This window comes from uncultured Rossellomorea sp. (assembly GCF_947488365.1).
In the GTDB taxonomy this organism is placed as follows: Bacteria; Bacillota; Bacilli; order Bacillales; family Bacillaceae_B; genus Rossellomorea.
This window is the reverse complement of record NZ_CANKZT010000003.1, coordinates 1-16,404: the sequence shown is the minus strand read 5'-3', so window position 1 is coordinate 16,404 and position 16,404 is coordinate 1. Positions and strand designations below refer to the sequence as shown.

The following is a 16,404-nucleotide window of genomic DNA, read 5'->3' as shown; positions in this document are numbered from 1 at the left end:
GTAGGACCTGGCACTCTTGATTTAATATATTTTTATTAATAAGGAGTTGTTATTTATGTTTTGGGAGTATTTAACGGATATGTCGTATGTGTTGTTTTCCCTGATTGGCGGCATTATTGCCATTGCTTTTGTTTATGTTCGCAGAACTAGGAAGAGACGTGTTCGATAGCTTTCTTCCCGATGTCACTTCTATAGAACAATCCATTGAATTCTACCTTATTTAATTCTTTATACACTTTAGCCTGCGCTTCTTCAACGGAAGCGGCAGAGGAAGCTACAAGTAACACTCTTCCACCATTTGAAACGAGGGCACCTTTATCATCTAACTCAGTTCCAGCGTGGTACACAAGGGTTCCTTCTTTTAATGACTGATTAAGATTTGGGATGGCAATCCCTTTTTCATATTTACCGGGATAACCATCTGCCGCCAAAACGACTCCAAGAACTGCTTCATCTGACCATTCTAATTGCACAGGCTTTCCTTCGATCATGTTCTTTACAACGAGACCGAAATCAGAAGTTAAACGCGGCAGTACCACCTGTGTTTCCGGATCGCCAAATCGGGCATTGAATTCGATGACCTTTGGGCCCTCATTTGTGAACATTAGACCTGCATACAGAATGCCGGTAAACGGACGTTTCTCCTTTACCATCGCTTGAGCCGTAGGATAAAGAACAGTTGAAATCGCTTCTTGCACGACTTCGTCCGAAATATGAGGAACCGGGGAATACGCACCCATTCCGCCTGTATTCGGTCCTTGATCACCATCAAAGGCTCGCTTATGGTCTTGTGCAATCACCATCGGATAAACGGATTCACCATTTACAAAGGCCATTAAAGAAAACTCTTCCCCAAACAGACACTCTTCCACTACCACTTTAGAAGAAGCATCTCCAAATTTTTCATCAAGAAGCATTTCTTCCAATGCACCAATCGCTTCTTCTTCCGTTTCAGCAACTACTACACCCTTGCCTGCTGCCAACCCATCCGCCTTCACGACTATAGGTGCGCCAACTTCTTTTACATATTCGATTGCTTTCTCAACACTTGTGAATACCTCATATTTTGCCGTAGGAATGCTATATTTTTTCATTAAATCCTTAGAAAAAGATTTGCTTCCTTCTATGATGGCGGCTTCTTTGGTCGGGCCAAAAATTTGCAGACCTTCAGCTTGGAAGCTGTTAACGATTCCATCCAATAATGGATTTTCAGGTCCAACAAAGGTATAAGCAACGTTCTCGCTTTTTGCAAAAGCGATTAATTCACTCACATTGGATTCACTATAAGGAAGATTTGTAGCAACACCGGCAATCCCTGCGTTCCCAGGTGCGCAAAACACCTCTGTCACACTTTCACTTTCCGCTAACTTCTTACATATGGCATGCTCACGACCACCGCGACCGATAACAAGTACTTTCATCTTGAAAAGCCCCCTTTTTAAGAAAACCTCTCCTACCAGAGTTGAAGATGAGGAGAGGTTGTATGTGGAATGGATCTATGGTTAGGCGGGGGTAGAGATATGGTAATGGGTATGAGCTTGGCCGAGGTCCGTCCCTCTGCCCACTCTCTGACTAATCACCCAGTTCCCAACAAATCGTTCCCCCACATGGTTTATACGGTAATTTCACAAAAGCTTCTTTCTATAAGGGAGGTCCGTCCCTCAAATTAATGTTTGAAGTGGCGGATTCCGGTGAAGACCATGGTGATGCCGTATTGGTCGGCTTTTTTGATGGAGTCTTCGTCCCGGATGGAGCCTCCTGGCTGGATGATGGCTGTTATCCCTGCTTTGGCTGCTGCTTCTACGGTGTCGTCCATTGGGAAGAAGGCGTCAGATGCCATCGCTGCTCCTTTTGCTTTTTCGCCTGCTTGCTCCAAGGCAATATTTGCAGCTCCTACGCGGTTCATTTGACCTGCCCCGACTCCCACTGTCATGTGAGCATCCGTTACAACGATTGCGTTGGATTTCACGTGCTTAACAACTTTCCAACCTAATTTCATGCTTGCCCACTCTGCTTCTGTTGGCTGACGTTTTGTTACCACTCTCAGATCAGCATCATCAAGGGTAAATGTGTCATCCGCCTGAACAAGCAATCCACCTTCAACGGTTGTCAATTTACGTTCCATTTTGTTTGTGGATTCAAATGGAACCGTTAATAAACGGATATTCTTCTTGCTTGAAAGAATCTCAAATGCTTCATCGCTAAAAGCAGGAGCAATGACAATCTCCAAGAAAATTTCATGAAGCTGCTTGGCCGTTTCTTCATCCACGATACGGTTCAGTGCCACGATTCCACCAAAAATAGAAGTAGAATCGGCTTCATAGGCTTTAGAGAAGGCTTCATAAATCGTCGTACCTACTCCAACACCACATGGATTCATATGCTTTACAGCGACTGCCGCTGGTTCCGTAAACTCTTTCACAATTTGAAGAGCCGCATTCGCGTCATTGATATTATTATAAGAGAGCTCTTTTCCGTGAAGCTGTCTTGCCATGGCTACAGAGAATTCAGAGCCAAGTGGTGCACGGTAGAAAGAGGCCTGCTGATGAGGGTTTTCCCCATAGCGCAACGTCTGTTTTAACTCGTACGTTCTTGTAAAGCGCTCCGGGTTTTCTTCACCTGAAATGTCAGTCATGTACTCAGCGATAAATGCATCATAAGCTGCCGTATGACGGAACACCTTAGCCGCCAGCTTGCGGCGTTTTTCTAATGATAATTCCCCTTGCAGCTTCAAGTCATTGATGACTTCATCGTAGTCCAGCGCATCGACTACCACCGTTACGTATTGATGATTTTTTGCTGCCGCTCGCAGCATCGTTGGACCGCCGATATCGATATTCTCGATTGCTTCTTCTACGCCGACATTCGGTTTAGCGATGGTTTGTTGAAACGGATAAAGGTTGACACATACCAGGTCGATTCCTTCGATTCCTTGCTCCTGAAGCTGCTGGCGATGGCTTTCTTCCCCGCGTTTCGCAAGTAGCCCACCGTGGATATTAGGATGAAGGGTCTTCACACGGCCTTCTAAAATTTCAGGAAAACCTGTTACTTCTTCAACTCCCATAACGTCAACGTCACTTTCCAGAAGAAGCTTTTTTGTTCCACCTGTAGAAATGATCTCGTACCCGAGTGACTTTAATTCTTTAGCAAATTCGATGACTCCGCTTTTATCTGAAACACTGATCAATGCTCTCTTTTTCAATGTCTGATCCTCCTCTGCCTGCTGTAATGCTGATTTTATTTCATTATTTTCTTAAATTGGAGATTGATTAGAGGGCTTTCATAAAATAAAAGGGTGGAAAGGCAGGGCGGGGTTTATGAAACGGTTTATCTGGGCTGTTTTGTTTACTCCATTCCACCCGGATTGGGGAATGTTGTGCCACTTTCAGCTTTTGTTGTGCCAAATTGCAAATAACGCACCCAACCCTGACCGTATGCCCACGCTATCACTGCTCCACCCATTCCTTATAATGAAATCAAACCCAAGGTCCGCCCCCCAACACTTTACCACACTACCACGATAAAGCAATCCCTTTTCACTCTACACCTTTAGTGGCCTGTGGTGAGGAAGAGGTGGTTGAGGGTAGTTGGGTATAGGTGGTGCTCGACGTGCTGGATTTTGTCCTGGAGTGATTGTTTGGTTTCGCCTGTTGTCACCCGGACGATTTCCTGTGCGATGATTTCGCCTGTATCCATTCCAGCGTCTACATAGTGAATGGTGACGCCGGTGATCTTCACTCCCCCATCGATGGCTTGACCGATGGCATCTTTTCCCGGAAAGGATGGAAGAAGGGAAGGGTGGATATTCACGATCCGTCCTCCGAAACTTTCCAATAAGGTAGGGCCAATCAATCTCATATACCCTGCTAATACAATAAAATCAACACCCAAATGAGCCAGCTCATTTAGGATTTCCTGTTCAAACGCCTGCTTGTTTTCATAATCTTTCGCCCGAAAAATGAAAACAGGGATACCTGCTGATTGGGCGCGTTGAATAACGAACGCTCCCGGCTGATCACATACAAGAAGTTTAATATTCGCTTTCAGTGTTCCACCTTGAACAGCATCTACCAATGCTTGAAAATTACTTCCGCTTCCTGATGCAAAAATGGCAATCTGTCTCATGACTCGCCCCCGATATTGACTTACTCACCCTTCATTTCAACGAACGAAACGTACCCCGGTTCCACTGGTCACACGTCCGATGATAAAGGCTTCTTCACCCTGTTCGTTGAAGAATTGAAGAATGTCTTCTGCTTCCTTTTCTTCAACCGCTAACACAAATCCAATTCCCATATTAAATATGTTGTACATTTCGCTGCGGGGAATTTCCCCATAGTGCTCAATGGCCGTGAAAATACTTGGGATATCCCAGCTTCCTTCTGTAATGTCTGCTTGCAAATGATCCGGCAGCATCCGTGGGATATTTTCAATGAAGCCTCCGCCTGTAATATGGGACATCCCCTTGATGGAGAATTGCTTCAGTGCAGCTAACACTGGTTTCACGTAAATCTTGGTTGGTGTCAGTAACGCTTCTTTTAGTGTGGCTCCAAGCTCTGGTAATGTTTCTTCCAAAGAGAACGACTGATCTTCGAAGAATACTTTTCGTACTAAAGAGTACCCATTACTGTGTATACCACTGGAACCCAGTCCGACTAACACATTTCCATCAGAAATTTTTTCACCTGTGATAATCTCTTTTTTTTCACAAGCCCCTACCGCAAAGCCGGCGATATCATATTCTTCATCAGAATACATACCAGGCATCTCGGCAGTTTCGCCACCGATCAGCGCACAGCCAGCCATTTCACATCCGTCCGCAATACCCTTTACAATACCTTCTATCTTCTCTGGAATTGCTTTTCCAGTAGCTATATAATCTAAGAAATACAGGGGTTCCGCCCCCTGAACGACAATGTCATTCACACACATGGCCACACAATCAATCCCGATCGTATCGTGCTTATCTGCCATGAACGCAAGCTTCAGCTTCGTTCCGACTCCATCCGTACCTGATACAAGAACAGGCTCTTTTAAATTCAAAGGAGATAAATCGAACATTCCGCCAAAGCTGCCTAATTGACCAAGAACCCCTTCTCGAGCTGTTCTTTTCACATGCTTTTTGATGCGGTCGACTGATTCGTATCCCGCTTCTATATCTACTCCTGCTTGACGATACGCGTTTGCCATCATGATTCCCCCTATTTCACTAACTCTTTTTCATGTGGATGAAGTGTATCCGGGTAGATTTCGGTTGGATACTTCCCTGTAAAGCAAGCCAAGCATTGACCGCGATTCTCTGACGAATCATTTCGGTCAATCGCTTTTAACACACCATCTGTACTCAAGAAGGTCAGGGAGTCGGCTCCGATGATCTGGCGCATTTCCTCCACTGAATTGGAAGAAGCGATCAGCTCTTCATGAGTCGACGTATCAATCCCGTAGAAGCAAGGGTTCTTGATGGGCGGCGAACTGATGCACACATGAACTTCCTTGGCTCCGGCTTCTTTCAGCATGCTGACGATTCGTCTACTTGTTGTTCCGCGTACGATCGAATCATCTACCATTACCACACGTTTCCCTTCTACCACTCCTCTGACTGGCGAAAGCTTCATCTTCACTCCCTGCTCACGAAGAGATTGAGAAGGCTGGATAAACGTGCGACCTACATAACGGTTCTTAATAAGGCCTAATTCGTACGGAATTCCTGATGCTTCTGCATAGCCGATCGCACTGGAGATGCTGGAGTCAGGTACACCCGTTACAACATCCGCTTCAATCGGCGCTTCTTTCGCTAGTTCCATTCCCATTCTTTTTCTGGCGGAATGGACATTGATTCCTTGAATGTTGCTGTCAGGTCTTGAGAAGTATACGTATTCCATCGTACACATCGCATTCCCACCTGAAAAACTGAACCGTTCTGAGGTCATTCCCTCATCATTGATGATCACAAGTTCCCCGGGCTCGATATCCCGTACAAATTCAGCCCCCACGATATCAAAGGCACATGTTTCTGACGCAACACAGTAAGCATCCCCAAGCTTACCAAGTGATAGTGGGCGTAGACCGTGCGGATCCAGGGCCACCATCATTTCTGTTTCCGTCATCACCACAAATGCATAGGCGCCCTTCAACATGGTCAGCGCATTTTTCACGCGGTCCTTCAAGTTGAAATAGCCGCTTCTTTTAATCAAGTGAGCTAACACTTCTGTATCCGAGCTTGTTTGAAAAATACTCCCCTGTCCTTCAAGCTGATGCTTCAAGGCGTTCGCATTGACTAGATTTCCATTATGGGCAAGAGCAAGGCTGCCATTCTGGGAGTTGAAAAGAAGAGGCTGAACATTTTCATAGCCTCCGCCCCCAGCAGTCGCATATCGTACATGACCGATGGCTGCATCCCCATCAAGCTTCTCGATGGTACCCTCCTGGAACACTTCCGTTACGAGGCCTTCCCCTTTTAAGCAACGTAACTTGTCACCGTCAGAAACGACGATCCCTGTTCCCTCTTGTCCCCTATGCTGTAAACTATGAAGTCCATAATACGTAATTTGTGCGGCATTAGGATGTCCCCAAATGCCAAACACTCCACATTCTTCGTTTAAGCCTTTGATTTCAGCAGGCATGGGATGGCTCCTTTCCAAGCTGACTCTAATTCCTCAACTGAAGCTTGTAAGATGATTTCTCCATTTCCTGATGACACCGTAATTGATTCATGATCTGCTACGTTTCCTACTGCCTTGGCATCCGGAACAAGCTTCTCGAACTCGTCTTTGTTTTCAGGTTTAACTGAAACGATGAAACGTGATTGTGTTTCACTGAAAAGGTCCGCTATATTGTTTTCTCCCGAAAGCTCTACTTTTGCTCCTAATCCATTTGTTCCAAACGTGGATTCTGCAAGAGCGACGGCGAAACCACCTTCAGCGATATCATGGGCCGATGCCACAAGACCTTTTTGAATCGCTTCTAAAAGCTGCATTTGACGACGAAGCTCCGTTTTCAAGTCAATTTTCGGTGCCTTACCGAAGATTTTTCCTTCAGTCAGCTTTTGAAGCTCACTTCCGCCAAACTCTTCATGGGTTTCACCAATGACAAAGATATAATCTCCAGCTTCCTTAAAGCTTTGTGTAGTAATATGGTCGACGTCTTCAATCAATCCAACCATTCCAACTACCGGAGTTGGATAAACGGCAGTACCCATTGATTCGTTATAAAGGGATACATTTCCACCGATGACAGGAGTCGATAGCTCACGGCACGCCTCACTCATTCCGTCAACTGATTTTTCAATCTGCCAGAAGATTTCCGGTTTCTCTGGATTCCCGAAGTTTAAGCAGTCCGTAATCGCCAGTGGAATCGCTCCTGAACAAACGATATTACGTGCCGCTTCAGCTACCGCAATCTTTCCTCCGACCTCCGGATCCAGGTAAAGGTAACGGGAATTACAATCCGTTGTCATGGCAAGGGCTTTTCTAGTGCCGCGTACCCGTACGACCGCTGCATCAGAACCCGGACTTACAACCGTACTTGTTCTTACTTGATGATCATATTGATCGTAAACCCATTCTTTACTCGCAATCGTCGGCTGCTGCAAGAGCGCCTTAAGGGTTTCTTTATAATCGTCTACTTTTGGAGATACTGTTTCCATTGCTTGAAACTCTTTGTAGTAAGCCGCTTCTTGAGATGGCTTATGATAAACCGGTGCTTCCTCAGCAAGTGCATCTACCGGCACATCCGCCACGACTTCCCCTTTATGAAGAAGACGTAGACGCTTATCATCCGTTACTTTACCGATCGAAACTGCCTCTAAGTCATATTTTGAAAAAAGATCAACGATTTCTTGCTCACGTCCTTTTTCAACGACGATCAGCATACGCTCCTGGGATTCTGAAAGCATCATTTCATATGCCGTCATGCCTCTTTCGCGCTGCGGGACAAGGTCAAGATTCATTTCGATCCCGGATCCCGCTTTACTTGCCATTTCAGCTGATGAACTTGTAAGACCAGCCGCTCCCATATCTTGTATACCAACAAGGGCATCGTTCTGAACGAGTTCAAGACACGCTTCAAGAAGTAATTTTTCCATGAATGGATCTCCCACTTGAACCGCCGGGCGCTTCTCTTCTGACCCTTCATTTAATTCCTCGGATGCGAAGGTGGCTCCGTGAATTCCATCACGCCCTGTTTTCGCCCCGACATACATCACCGTGTTACCAACACCATGGGCCTGACCTTTTTTAATATCTTTATGATCAATCAAACCGACACACATGGCGTTTACAAGTGGATTTCCTTCGTAAGAGGCATCAAATTGAACTTCCCCTCCTACCGTTGGGATCCCGATACAGTTTCCATACCCGGCAATACCTGCTACGACTTCTTTAAATAGATACTGAACACGAGGAGAATCCAGCTCTCCAAAGCGTAAAGAGTTGAGGAGTGCGATAGGTCTTGCCCCCATCGAGAATACGTCTCGTATAATACCCCCGACACCCGTTGCCGCTCCTTGGAAAGGCTCGATGGCTGACGGATGATTGTGACTCTCGATTTTGAACACCACTGCTTGATCATCGCCAATATCAACAATTCCAGCTCCTTCTCCAGGTCCTTGAAGAACCCTTTCACCTGTCGTTGGAAATTTCATAAGTACAGGTTTCGAATTTTTATAGCTGCAATGCTCTGACCACATAACAGAGAAAAGCCCGGTCTCTGTGTAGTTCGGTGTTCTTCCCAGGATGTTTTCCACCATTGAAAATTCTTCGTCTGTTAAACCCATCTCACGATAAAGCTGTTCTTCTTTCACTTTTGTTGAAGTTGGTTCAAGCATTAACGACATGTTTTTCCCTCCAGTGTTTCACAATCGATTGAAATAGTTTCTTCCCGTCTTCACTACCTAATAAAGTGTCCATGGCCCGTTCCGGATGAGGCATCATACCGAGGACATTTCCAGCCTCATTTGTAATCCCCGCAATGTTCTCCACACTACCGTTGGGATTTTCATCACTATACGTGAAAACAATTTGGTTGTTTTCCTTAAGAGTGTTCATCGTATCTTCATCACAGAAGTAATTTCCTTCTCCGTGTGCTATCGGAATTTGGATTACTTCATTCTTTTCATAACCATTCGTAAACATCGTTTCATTGTTCTCTACCGTTAACGGAACGGTTTTACAAATGAACTTCAAGCTATCATTTCTGCGCATAGCTCCCGGAAGTAAGCCTGTTTCTAGTAAAATCTGAAATCCGTTACATACACCTAAAACCGGCTTTCCTTGCTCCGCCGCTTTCACGACCTCTTTCATGACGTTTGAGAAGCGGGCAATCGCACCTGAACGAAGGTAATCCCCGTAAGAGAATCCGCCTGGTAATAGAATAGCATCATAGTTTTCCAGATTATCAGCATCGTGCCAAACGTATTCGACTTCTTCGCCGATTTCGTCTTTAATCGCATGGTACATATCGATGTCACAGTTAGAACCTGGGAATACAATCACTGCAAACTTCATTGAGCCACACTCTCCTCGATTTCATATCGATAATCCTCAATGACAGGGTTTGCGAGTAGTCGGTGACACATTTCTTCAACCGCAGCCTCCACGTTTTCCACAGAAGATGGAAGAGTAAGCTCCATATACTTACCGACGCGCACATCTTCAACAGCCTTGAATTCCATTGAATGTAACGCATGTTTAACAGCACTTCCTTGAGGGTCCAATACACTTTCTCTTAATGTGATATAAACTTTTACTTTGTACATAGCTTGTTTCCTCCTAAGCGTTCTAAAATAATTGAATATACTTCTGTTAAACTGCCTAAATCTCTTCTGAAAACATCTTTATCCAGCTTTTGGTTGGTCTCTGCATCCCATAAACGGCATGTGTCAGGCGATATTTCATCCCCTAATAAAATTGAACCGTTACGATCTTTCCCAAACTCTAATTTGAAATCGACAAGTGTGACTCCCACTTCTTTGAAAATCCCTTGAAGGACCTCATTTACTCCAAGAGCCATTTCTCTTATCTCAGCGCGTTCTTCCCGTGAAGCAATCTCCAGGAAATCAATGTGATCATCCGTTATGAGTGGGTCACCCAGATCATCATCCTTATAGTAAAATTCGATGATCGGCTTCTGAAGTGGGGTTCCCTCTTCTTTACCGAGTCGCTTCGAAAGGCTTCCCGCAATCACATTGCGAACCACGACTTCAAGCGGGATGATACGTACACGTTTGACCAGCTGCTCATAATCCGATAACTGTTTAATAAAGTGACTCTGTATCCCTTTTTCAGCAAGCTTTGAAAATAGCAAGCTCGAAATCTTATTATTTAAAACCCCTTTGCCGTCGATGTCCGCTTTTTTCTCCCCGTTAAAAGCAGTGGCGGAATTCTTATATTGAATCCAAACAACATCTTCATCCTGTGTTGCAAAGATTTGTTTCGCTTTGCCTTCATATAAAAGTGTCCCTTTTTCCATATGAAATCCCCCTGTTAACGTAATATTGCCAATCTTCAGTCTATATTTCCATAAAAAAAGGGAGGGATTCTGCTAAAACCCCTGCCCTATTCAATTATCAGAAGGACTTATTCTACCAAGCCGCAACGTTCAAAAATCGTATCCACATGCTTCAAATGATAATTGTAATCGAAACAATCATCAATGTCCGCTGGAGAAAGCTTTGACGTAATCGTGTCGTCTTCTTCAATCAAGGAACGGAATGCCACTTGCTTCTCCCATGCCTCCATCGCTTTCGGCTGAACCGTATCATACGCTTCTTCACGTGTCATCCCTTTATCGATAAGGGCCAAAAGAACACGTTGAGAGTAGATCAAGCCAAGCGTACGATCCATATTGCGCTGCATATTCTCCGGGAAGACCGTCAAGTTCTTGATGATATTCCCAAAACGGTTCAGCATGTAATTAAGAGCAATCGTCGCATCCGGCAGGATTACACGCTCCGCTGATGAGTGAGAGATATCACGCTCATGCCATAGAGGCACGTTTTCATAAGCTGTCAGCATGTAGCCTCTGATTACACGAGCCATTCCCGTCATATTCTCTGAACCGATCGGGTTACGTTTATGAGGCATGGCCGATGATCCTTTTTGACCTTTTGCGAAGAACTCTTCCACCTCACGGGTTTCACTCTTTTGAAGACCACGGACCTCAACGGCAAATTTTTCGATCGAAGTCGCGATCAGGGCAAGTATCCCCATGTAATGAGCATGACGATCACGCTGAAGTGTTTGTGTTGAAACTGGTGCCGGCTTAATGCCAAGTTTTTCACACACATACGATTCTACAAATGGATCGATATTCGCATACGTTCCAACTGCACCGGAAATCTTACCGAATTCCACTCCATCTGCCGCTGCTTTGAAACGTTCAACATTACGCTTCATTTCTTCATACCAAAGGGCGAGCTTCAAACCGAAAGTAGTCGGCTCAGCATGAACTCCGTGCGTACGGCCCATCATGACCGTATGTTTGTGCTCGATCGCTTTGTTCTTTAAAATTTCTACGAATCGCTCTAAGTCTTTTAGAATGATGTCATTGGCCTGCTTTAATTGATAAGAAAGTGCCGTATCCACTACGTCAGTAGAAGTCAATCCGTAATGAACCCATTTTCTTTCTTCTCCGAGGGTTTCAGAAACCGCTCTGGTGAAAGCTACAACATCGTGTCGCGTTTCTTCTTCTATTTCCTTAATGCGATCTACATTGAATCCCGCGTTCTCACGAATCTTCGCAACATCCTCTTTCGGAATGTCCCCGATTTCAGCCCACGCTTCACAAGCCAAAATTTCTACTTCAAGCCATGCTTGAAAACGATTTTCCTCTGTCCAAATTGCTCCCATTTCAGGGCGTGTATAACGTTCTATCATACCAGTCGTCCTCCGATCTTCTCTTGAACCTTCCAAATTCCAGCTTCGTTTATGTTCATCAAGGTCTCTTCAATATCATTTGTTAAAAGAGTGACATGCCCCATCTTACGTTTCGGCTTTGGTACATCCTTGCCGTAAAGATGAATAAACCAGTCTGGATGCTTTGGAACAGCCTTCATAATAGGCTCGATATGCTCTCCTAATAGGTTAACCATCACAGCGTCCTTTAATAAGGTTGGTTGAACAAGCGGCCAGTTACAAACAGCTTTGATATGTTGGGCGAATTGTGAGAAGTCGCACGCTTCAATTGAGTAGTGACCGGAATTATGAGGTCTTGGAGCCAGCTCATTGATATAGATGTCTCCACCCTCCGTCAGGAACATTTCAATGGCCAGAGTTCCGACTAGCTCAAGAGTCTCACTGATTCTCTTCGCCATCTCGATCGCATTATCTGCTACTTCTTCACTCACCCTTGCCGGCGCAATCGTTTCATGTAAGATATTATCCACATGAATATTTTCCACTACCGGGAAGTTGGTTTGTTGTCCATCGGGATTTCGTGTCACGATGACGGATAATTCTTTTTCAAAAGGTATCCATTTCTCTAACACACATGGACCGTTCTCCAATAAAGCAGCGGCTTCTTCTATCCCGCTCTCTTCACTGATCACATACTGTCCTTTCCCGTCATAACCACCTCTTGATGTTTTCAGAACCACTGGATAGCCAAGCTTTTCTATATTATCATAGATATCCTGTTGTTGTTTAATCACAGCATAAGGAGCTACTTTCACCCCTGCAAGTGTAAGGGCTTCCTTTTCCATGATGCGATCCTGTGTAATGCGGATGAGCTCTGCCCCTTGAGGTAAAAAGGCACGCTCCGACAACCATTTAAGTGCTTCATAATCGATGTTTTCAAATTCATATGTGATTACGTCACACTCTTCTGCCAATCTATAAAGGGCATCATATTGGTCAAAACCGGCCGTGATCACAAGATCTGCCACTTGGGCACATGGTGATTGTGGTGCCGGATCTAAAACGGCCACACGAAAGCCATTTTGTTTCGCAGCAAGGGCCATCATTCGTCCAAGCTGTCCTCCGCCGATGATCCCGATCATCTGTCCTGGTAAAATCGTTTTTTTATTCAAGGTCATCACTGCTTTCCATCACTTTTTCCCGTAGTGCATCTCTTCTATTTTCCAAAGTTGCAGCCAACTCTGTATTTTCTATCGAAAGAATCTGTGCGGCAAGGAGTCCTGCGTTGGTAGCTCCTGCCTTCCCGATCGCCACCGTCGCCACCGGAACGCCGCCCGGCATCTGCACGATCGACAACAGTGAATCCATTCCGTTCAAGGCCTTAGACTGAACCGGTACCCCGATCACAGGCAATGTGGTCTTCGCAGCCACCATTCCCGGCAGATGAGCAGCCCCGCCTGCACCTGCAATAATGACCTTCACTCCGCGAGCTCTTGCACCTTCCGCAAACTCAAACATATAATCGGGTGTCCTGTGAGCCGATACAACTCGTTTCTCAAACGGAATCTCTAACTCTTCCAATACCTCACACGCATGCTTCATTGTCTCCCAGTCCGATGTACTTCCCATGATTACTGATATCATAATGGTGACAGGCACCTCCCCTAGTTTAATCCCTCTTAACAAAAAATACCCAGATCAATTGTTCTCTACTTTTTGAGAGAAAGCAATTGATCTGGGTATTTTACAGAGAATGGTCCCGTTTTATCCGATAGGGTCCACAAACGAGCTCGTATCCAGACAGCTACTTTCCCTCATAGTCCGACCATTTAAGGTAGTCAGGTAGAAACTCATGGGCCATATTCCCATTATTATATGAGGGTATTCGGTTTATTTGTCTCCATCATAACGTGATATAGAGGCTCTGTCAACGAATAATCGAACGATAATAAAAGTCTGAAAATTAATGTTCGGATTTGAAGCGTTTACTCTTCAATCTTCTTCCCCTCGAAGACAATTGTCTGTTTAATAGGGACATACTCTGTTTTCTTTCCATCTTTTTGTTCTTCAAACACAGGTTTTTCCATCCGTCTTACCGGTATATAACCCATTTCTTTCATACGGTCTAAACAATCCGCAATCTTCTCGTTTTCTTGTACTTCAAATAATAATTTCTTTTTACTCATTCTTTTATTTTTCCTTTACGAATATTTCGGACTGTCTTCACCCAGAACCCTCCGTGAATCGCTTTCGGTTCATACGCAATGATAAATGCCTTTGGGTCAAGCTCTTTAATTGTATTATACAGCTTCATCTCATACTTTCGCGGAGTCAGGATCTGCAGGGCCATCCGGTTTCCTTCCAGTCCATTGGCTTCCCAGTTCGTGACCCCGTAGCCCCTTGCACGGAGTTCATTCGGAAGGGCCTTATCATATTCTTTCGTAATCACATTGACCGTAATATAGCCAAGCGCAAGCTTCTCTTCGATTTTCATCCCTACAATCACCCCGAGGCCATAACCGACCGCATACGCAATCAGATTCTGAATCTCATTCAAATTGTCCAGAACCAGCCCTAGACCCACAACATAAATCACTACTTCAAATGTACTAACAAAAGCAGCAATATATCGATAACCCTTTAACGTCAAAATCATTCTGATCGTAAAAAAGGATACGTATACAACATTGATGATCAAAATAATCGCTACCATCACAAAACTATTGTCTAACACCAAGATGCTCCTCTCTCCACTACTACTTGTAGTATGCTCAAATTAAGTTCCTATTTTACTAGAAAAATTCCATAATATGAACCACTTCAAGAAAAATTACGAATGATTTCCCGATGACAATTTCTAGAAAATCTGATCTCCTACTTTGTGTCTTTCCTATTTTGACCTGATTAAAACAAAAAACGGCTTTATGGCAGCGTGTCATCGCAGCCATAAAGCCGTCTTGCTTTGGATTATAACGATTTTAACTTCTCAACAACCTCAGAAGGTTCCACACGATCTTTATAATCGGCTTTTGTGTATTCGTAAGCAATCGTTCCGTCCTGCTTAATAATATACGTTGCTGAAACAGGAAGCGTCCATGAATCACTGTCATTCGCTTTCTCCAGATCCAGACCTTTGCCTTTGTATATCTCTACTAAGTAAGGAGGAAGCTTATAAACAAGCTTATATTCATCTGCCACTTTATTTCCTTCATCGCTTAAAACAACGTAATCAAGCTCATTCTTTTCTTTTGTAGAAAGGGATGCATCCGGTGTTTGTGGACTAACAGCAATCAGTTCAGCACCCGCTTCTTTAATGTCTTCCATCAGCTGTTGGTATGCACGCAGCTCCATATTGCAATATGGGCACCATCCGCCACGGTAGAATGTAAGGATAACTGGACCCTTCTTAAGCATATCTTCCAGTTGAATCTCTTTGCCTGTCGCGTCAGGTAATGTGAAATTTGGTGCTTTCTCCCCTGCACGGAGACCTTTACCATCATCAGACTTCGCCAGCTCTTCAATCGCTTTTCCCATCTTATCCTGGATTTCCTGAGGAGTTTTCTCTTTGAATTTTGAGATGTATTCATTGTATTGTTCACGCATGTTAGTAGTTGTCATGTGAATTACCTCCTTTAGAACTTGTATATAGTATAAGAGGGATCCATTAGAAAGAAAAGCGATGTGCTTGGCTGGGTATGTTGGTCGATTGGGATGGGGGGATGTTCATGACTTAGGTTTTTTAGTTGGTTTTGAATTTGGGGTTTAATTGGAAAGTTTTGAAAGAAGGATGTGATATTGGTAGTTAACAGAATGGTAGAATTGATTTTTTTACACGTTTTAGTAGAGAATGAGTGAATTATGGATAGACTCTATGAAAATTTAGTAATTTTTGCTTCCGACTTGGGGACAGAGACCTTTATATCATTGGTTCTTTGGTTCTGACCTTAAGTGATTGCGTCTGAAGTGATAGTTATTGCGTCGTTTTTTAAATTTATGCGTCATTTCCGACAGTTTTTGCGTCTAATTTTCATTTTATGCGTCTTTTTCCAATCATCTCCCAATCCCACACAGAGGTGGAGAGGATAATTCAAATCACTTATCGATTCACACACAACAAAAAAAGAGTAACCCCTAAGAGCTACTCTTTTTCATATTTGCCTGGCGACGTCCTACTCTCACAGGGGGAGATCCCCCAACTACCATCGGCGCTGAAGAGCTTAACTTCCGTGTTCGGCATGGGAACGGGTGTGACCTCTTCGCCATTGTCACCAGACGAATATTCAATTGAAGGATTGTTCCTTCAAAACTAGATAAAGAATTGATGTCAAGAAAGCCGAGTACCGACCAATCTGTTCATTTAAAAATGACTCTTTGTGGTTAAGTCCTCGATCGATTAGTATCAGTCAACTCCACATGTCGCCATGCTTCCATCTCTGACCTATCTACCTAGTCATCTTCTAGGGATCTTACTCACATACGTGATGGGAAATCTCATCTCGAGGGGGGCTTCATGCTTAGATGCTTTCAGCACTTATCCCTTCCGCACATAGCT

16 protein-coding genes, 2 rRNA genes and 1 riboswitch are annotated in these 16,404 nt (G+C 44.3%); of the genes, 1 reads left to right on the top strand and 17 read right to left on the bottom strand.

Annotation, left to right across the window (positions count from 1 at the left end; translation table 11 throughout):
• Positions 1-55: 55 nt before the first annotated feature.
• Complete coding sequence (locus Q1B03_RS22150; protein WP_324746437.1) at positions 56-169, top strand: EYxxD motif small membrane protein; 114 nt, start codon at positions 56-58, stop codon at positions 167-169.
• Here the strand turns inward: Q1B03_RS22150 and purD are convergent.
• The 17 genes from purD to Q1B03_RS11295 all read right to left on the bottom strand — a co-directional run.
• Positions 147-1,421, bottom strand: a complete 1,275-nt coding sequence (gene purD, locus Q1B03_RS11375) for a phosphoribosylamine--glycine ligase (RefSeq protein ID WP_299741317.1) — start codon at positions 1,419-1,421, stop codon at positions 147-149. The two genes, Q1B03_RS22150 and purD, sit on opposite strands and share 23 nt — an antisense overlap.
• 245 nt (positions 1,422-1,666) lie before the next feature.
• Positions 1,667-3,202: a bifunctional phosphoribosylaminoimidazolecarboxamide formyltransferase/IMP cyclohydrolase gene (gene purH, locus Q1B03_RS11370; protein WP_299741316.1), complete on the bottom strand. Its 1,536-nt coding sequence runs from the start codon at positions 3,200-3,202 to the stop codon at positions 1,667-1,669.
• 347 nt (positions 3,203-3,549) lie between these two features.
• Entirely contained in the window at positions 3,550-4,125 is a 576-nt protein-coding gene (gene purN, locus Q1B03_RS11365) for a phosphoribosylglycinamide formyltransferase (RefSeq protein WP_299741315.1), read from the bottom strand.
• 36 nt (positions 4,126-4,161) lie between these two features.
• The gene (purM, locus tag Q1B03_RS11360) at positions 4,162-5,190 is read right to left on the bottom strand and encodes a phosphoribosylformylglycinamidine cyclo-ligase (protein ID WP_299742597.1); all 1,029 of its coding nucleotides are present in this window, start codon (positions 5,188-5,190) and stop codon (positions 4,162-4,164) included.
• Positions 5,191-5,201: 11 nt separating this feature from the next.
• The gene (purF, locus tag Q1B03_RS11355; protein WP_299741314.1) at positions 5,202-6,623 is read right to left on the bottom strand and encodes an amidophosphoribosyltransferase; all 1,422 of its coding nucleotides are present in this window, start codon (positions 6,621-6,623) and stop codon (positions 5,202-5,204) included.
• Complete coding sequence (gene purL / locus Q1B03_RS11350; protein ID WP_299741313.1) at positions 6,599-8,833, bottom strand: phosphoribosylformylglycinamidine synthase subunit PurL; 2,235 nt, start codon at positions 8,831-8,833, stop codon at positions 6,599-6,601. The genes purF and purL overlap by 25 nt, the downstream gene beginning before the upstream one ends.
• The gene (gene purQ, locus Q1B03_RS11345; RefSeq protein WP_299741312.1) at positions 8,817-9,503 is read right to left on the bottom strand and encodes a phosphoribosylformylglycinamidine synthase subunit PurQ; all 687 of its coding nucleotides are present in this window, start codon (positions 9,501-9,503) and stop codon (positions 8,817-8,819) included. Before purQ ends, purL begins: the two co-directional genes overlap by 17 nt.
• Entirely contained in the window at positions 9,500-9,754 is a 255-nt protein-coding gene (purS, locus tag Q1B03_RS11340) for a phosphoribosylformylglycinamidine synthase subunit PurS (RefSeq protein WP_299741311.1), read from the bottom strand. Before purS ends, purQ begins: the two co-directional genes overlap by 4 nt.
• Entirely contained in the window at positions 9,742-10,467 is a 726-nt protein-coding gene (purC, locus tag Q1B03_RS11335; protein ID WP_299741310.1) for a phosphoribosylaminoimidazolesuccinocarboxamide synthase, read from the bottom strand. Before purC ends, purS begins: the two co-directional genes overlap by 13 nt.
• A 107-nt stretch (positions 10,468-10,574) precedes the next feature.
• On the bottom strand, positions 10,575-11,873 hold the full coding sequence (purB, locus tag Q1B03_RS11330; RefSeq protein WP_299741309.1) for an adenylosuccinate lyase: 1,299 nt from the start codon (positions 11,871-11,873) through the stop codon (positions 10,575-10,577).
• Positions 11,870-13,030: a 5-(carboxyamino)imidazole ribonucleotide synthase gene (gene purK, locus Q1B03_RS11325; protein ID WP_299741308.1), complete on the bottom strand. Its 1,161-nt coding sequence runs from the start codon at positions 13,028-13,030 to the stop codon at positions 11,870-11,872. The genes purB and purK overlap by 4 nt, the downstream gene beginning before the upstream one ends.
• A complete protein-coding gene (purE, locus tag Q1B03_RS11320; protein ID WP_299741307.1) occupies positions 13,017-13,496 on the bottom strand; it encodes a 5-(carboxyamino)imidazole ribonucleotide mutase in 480 nt (159 codons plus the stop codon). The genes purK and purE overlap by 14 nt, the downstream gene beginning before the upstream one ends.
• A gap of 153 nt (positions 13,497-13,649) precedes the next feature.
• Positions 13,650-13,751, bottom strand: a riboswitch (purine riboswitch).
• An 86-nt stretch (positions 13,752-13,837) separates the two neighbouring features.
• Positions 13,838-14,038: an NETI motif-containing protein gene (locus Q1B03_RS11315; RefSeq protein WP_299741306.1), complete on the bottom strand. Its 201-nt coding sequence runs from the start codon at positions 14,036-14,038 to the stop codon at positions 13,838-13,840.
• Complete coding sequence (locus tag Q1B03_RS11310; RefSeq protein ID WP_299741305.1) at positions 14,035-14,586, bottom strand: DUF2179 domain-containing protein; 552 nt, start codon at positions 14,584-14,586, stop codon at positions 14,035-14,037. The genes Q1B03_RS11315 and Q1B03_RS11310 overlap by 4 nt, the downstream gene beginning before the upstream one ends.
• Positions 14,587-14,819: 233 nt before the next feature.
• The gene (locus Q1B03_RS11305) at positions 14,820-15,470 is read right to left on the bottom strand and encodes a peroxiredoxin-like family protein (protein ID WP_299741304.1); all 651 of its coding nucleotides are present in this window, start codon (positions 15,468-15,470) and stop codon (positions 14,820-14,822) included.
• Between the two features lie 538 nt (positions 15,471-16,008).
• A 5S ribosomal RNA gene (rrf, locus tag Q1B03_RS11300) occupies positions 16,009-16,125 on the bottom strand.
• 100 nt (positions 16,126-16,225) lie between these two features.
• A 23S ribosomal RNA gene (locus tag Q1B03_RS11295) occupies positions 16,226-16,404 on the bottom strand; the annotation flags it as partial.

Coding starts and splice junctions, on each gene's coding strand:
- Q1B03_RS22150 (WP_324746437.1), top strand. CDS start 56: ATGTTTTGGGAGTATTTAACGGATATGTCGTATGTGTTGTTTTCCCTG.
- purD (WP_299741317.1), bottom strand. CDS start 1,421: ATGAAAGTACTTGTTATCGGTCGCGGTGGTCGTGAGCATGCCATATGT.
- purN (WP_299741315.1), bottom strand. CDS start 4,125: ATGAGACAGATTGCCATTTTTGCATCAGGAAGCGGAAGTAATTTTCAA.
- purM (WP_299742597.1), bottom strand. CDS start 5,190: ATGGCAAACGCGTATCGTCAAGCAGGAGTAGATATAGAAGCGGGATAC.
- purF (WP_299741314.1), bottom strand. CDS start 6,623: ATGCCTGCTGAAATCAAAGGCTTAAACGAAGAATGTGGAGTGTTTGGC.
- purL (WP_299741313.1), bottom strand. CDS start 8,833: ATGTCGTTAATGCTTGAACCAACTTCAACAAAAGTGAAAGAAGAACAG.
- purQ (WP_299741312.1), bottom strand. CDS start 9,503: ATGAAGTTTGCAGTGATTGTATTCCCAGGTTCTAACTGTGACATCGAT.
- purS (WP_299741311.1), bottom strand. CDS start 9,754: ATGTACAAAGTAAAAGTTTATATCACATTAAGAGAAAGTGTATTGGAC.
- purC (WP_299741310.1), bottom strand. CDS start 10,467: ATGGAAAAAGGGACACTTTTATATGAAGGCAAAGCGAAACAAATCTTT.
- purB (WP_299741309.1), bottom strand. CDS start 11,873: ATGATAGAACGTTATACACGCCCTGAAATGGGAGCAATTTGGACAGAG.
- purK (WP_299741308.1), bottom strand. CDS start 13,030: ATGACCTTGAATAAAAAAACGATTTTACCAGGACAGATGATCGGGATC.
- purE (WP_299741307.1), bottom strand. CDS start 13,496: ATGATATCAGTAATCATGGGAAGTACATCGGACTGGGAGACAATGAAG.
- Q1B03_RS11315 (WP_299741306.1), bottom strand. CDS start 14,038: ATGAGTAAAAAGAAATTATTATTTGAAGTACAAGAAAACGAGAAGATT.
- Q1B03_RS11305 (WP_299741304.1), bottom strand. CDS start 15,470: ATGACAACTACTAACATGCGTGAACAATACAATGAATACATCTCAAAA.